Source organism: Streptomyces sp. BE20, assembly GCF_036322525.1.
Lineage (GTDB): Bacteria > Actinomycetota > Actinomycetes > Streptomycetales > Streptomycetaceae > Kitasatospora.
Genome location: NZ_JAQYWW010001195.1, coordinates 1 through 3,089, shown reverse-complemented (window position 1 = coordinate 3,089; position 3,089 = coordinate 1). Strand labels below are relative to the sequence as shown.

The 3,089-nt window shown below is 74.2% G+C and carries 1 protein-coding gene; it reads right to left on the bottom strand.

What is annotated here, in order from left to right:
- On the bottom strand, nt 1-3,063 hold a 3,063-nt coding region (locus PUR61_RS38380), incomplete at its 3' end, for an SDR family NAD(P)-dependent oxidoreductase (protein WP_329884434.1).
- Nucleotides 3,064-3,089 lie beyond the last annotated feature (26 nt).

Genomic DNA, 3,089 nt, shown 5'->3' with positions numbered 1-3,089 from the left:
CATCTTGATGATGCCGGCGACACCGGCCGCCGCCTGCGTGTGGCCGATGTTGGACTTCACCGACCCGAGCCAGAGCGGGTCACCGCCGTCCCGGTCCTGACCGTAGGTGGCCAGGAGGGCCTGGGCCTCGATCGGGTCACCGAGCGTCGTGCCGGTGCCGTGCGCCTCGACCGCGTCGACGTCCTGCGGGTTCAACCCCGCCTGCGCCAACGCCGCCCGGATCACCCGCTGCTGCGACGGACCGTTCGGCGCCGTCAGACCGTTCGACGCACCGTCCTGATTGACCGCCGTGCCCCGCACCACCGCCAGGACCTGGCGACCGGCAGCCCGCGCCGACGACAACCGCTCCACGAGCAGCATGCCGACACCCTCGGACCAACCCGTCCCGTCCGCACCCGCACCGAACGACTTGCACCGGCCGTCCGGCGCCAGACCCCGCTGACGCGAGAACTCCACGAACACATCCGGCGTCGGCATGACCGTCACACCACCGACCAGCGCCATCGAGCACTCACCCGACCGCAGCGCCTGCGCGGCCAGATGCAGGGCCACCAACGACGACGAACACGCCGTGTCCACCGTCACCGCCGGGCCTTCGAGCCCGAACGTGTACGAGATCCGCCCCGACATCACCGACGAAGCCGTACCCGTCAGCAGATGCCCCTCCAGACCCTCCCCGCTCTCCGCCGCCCCGGTGCCGTACCCCATGAAGGAGGCACCCACGAACACGCCCACCGGCTCGCCGCGCAGGCCGAGCGGATCGGCACCGGCCGCTTCCAGCGTCTCCCACGACGTCTCCAGCAACAGGCGCTGCTGCGGATCCATCGCCAGCGCCTCGCGCGGCGAGATCCCGAACAGCCCCGCATCGAAGTCCCCCGCCCCGTACAGGAACCCGCCCTCCCGGGCGTAGAACGTCCCCGCATGCTCCGGATCCGGGTGGTACAACCCCTCCAGATCCCACCCACGATCCGTCGGGAACGCCCCGATCCCGTCCCTCCCGGACGCGACCAGATCCCAGAACTCCTCGGGCGTCCCCACACCACCCGGCAACCGCAGACCCATCCCCACGATGACGATCGGGTCGTCGTCGGTGGCGGCCAAGGGCACCGGAGCGGCGGGACCCGCGGCGTCCGCGCCGCCGACCACCTGCTCCAGAACGAACCCGGCGAGCCGCTCGGCGCTCGGGTAGTCGAACGCCAGCGTCGCGGGAAGCACCAGCCCGGTCGCGGCCTGCAACCGGTTCCGCAGCTCGACGGCCGTCAGCGAGTCGAAGCCCAGCTCCTTGAACGCCCGCGACGGTTCGACCGCCCCGGTCGAGGCATGACCGAGGGCAGCGGCGACGTGCGTCCGTACGACGTCCGCGACGAGCCGCTGCCGGTCGGCGACCGGCACGCCCGCCAACCGCTGGACGAACGCGGACGACCGGGAGCCACCCAGCGGCTCGGGGACGGCAAGGTCACGGGCGGCCGGGAGATCCGCGAAGAACGGCCGGGCGCGCGTGCTGGTGAAAGCGGGCAGGAAGTCGGCCCACCGGATGTCGGCGACGGTCACCTGGTCCTCGCCGGCCCCGACCGCGCCGGCCAGGGCGGCCAGCGCGAGCGCCGGGTCGACCGGGGTGATGCCGCGACGGCGCAGCCGGTCGGCGACCTCGGCCTCGGCGGCCATGCCGACCTCGGCCCACGGGCCCCAGGCGACGGCGGTGCCCGGCAGTCCTCGGGCACGGCGTCCGGCGACCACGGCGTCCAGCGCCGCGTTCGCCGCCGCGTAGGCGGCCTGGTCGGCGCTGCCCCAGATTCCGGCGATCGAGGAGAAGACCACGAACGCGTCGAGACGCGTACCGACCAGCGCGTCCAGGTGCAGCGCCCCGTCGACCTTGCCGGACAGCACACGGTTCAGGTGCCCGGCGTCGGCGTCGGCCAGCCCGGCGTCCTCGGCCACACCTGCGGCGTGCACGACCGCGTCGACCCCACCGACCTGTGCGAGCAGCGCCTCGACGGCGGCCCGGTCCGAGAGATCGCACGCGTACGCCTCGGCACCCGGAAGTTCGGCGAGCAGTGCTTCCGCGCCGGGCGCGGCGGGGCCGCGCCGGCTGACCAGCACGATCCGCTCCGCGCCGTTCGCGGCTGCCCATCGGGCGACCTGGGCGCCGAGCCCGCCGGTGCCTCCGGCGATCAGCACGGTGCCGCGCGGACGCCAGGTGGCTGCGCCGGTCGCCGGGGCGGCCACCAGACGCCGGACCAGAACACCGCTGCTGCGAACCGCCACCTGGTCCTCGGGGCCGAGCGCACCGGCCAGCACCGGACCGAGCCGGGCGACCGCCCTGGCGTCGAGGGTCTCCGGCAGGTCCAGCAGTCCGCCCAGGAGCTCCGGGTGTTCGAGGCCGACCACGCGGCCCAGGCCCCACTTCGCCGCCTGCACGGCGTTCGGCGCGCCGTCCGCCCGGCCGACGGACACCGCGCCCCGGGTCGCCAACCACAGCGGCGCACCGCCCGCGACCTCGGCCGATGCCTGGACGACGGCCAGTGCGCCCGCGAGGGACACGGCCGGGAGCACGAGGATGCCTGCGGGCTCCATCTCACGCAGACGCGTGACCAGGTCGGCGCGGTCGCCGAGCGGTACGACCACGGCGTCGGCGCCGAGCGCGGTCAGTGCCTCGGCGAACTCGGACGCTTCGACGCGTACGGACGCCTCGTCACCGACGATCGCCCAGCGGCCACGGGGCGCCGCCTCGGCCAGGTCGGTGACGGGCTTCCAGGTGACACGGTGACGCCACCCGTCGATCAGCGAGCGCTCCCGACCGCGGGCCCGCCAGGACGCCAGCGCGGGAACGAGCGGTTCCAGGGTGGTGACCGGGACACCGAGCCTGGAGGCGAGTCCGGCGGTGTCGCCACGGTCGATCGGGTCCCAGAACGCCTCGTCGGCGGCCACGGCCGGCGCTTGGGCGCGGGTCTCCAGCCAGTACCGCTGGTGCTGGAAGGCGTAGGTCGGCAGCTCGGCCGGTCGGACGCCCGTGAACAGCGGCGACCAGTCGACCGGGACACCGTTGACATGCAGAGTCGCCAACGCCGTGAGCACGGTGGTGACTTCGT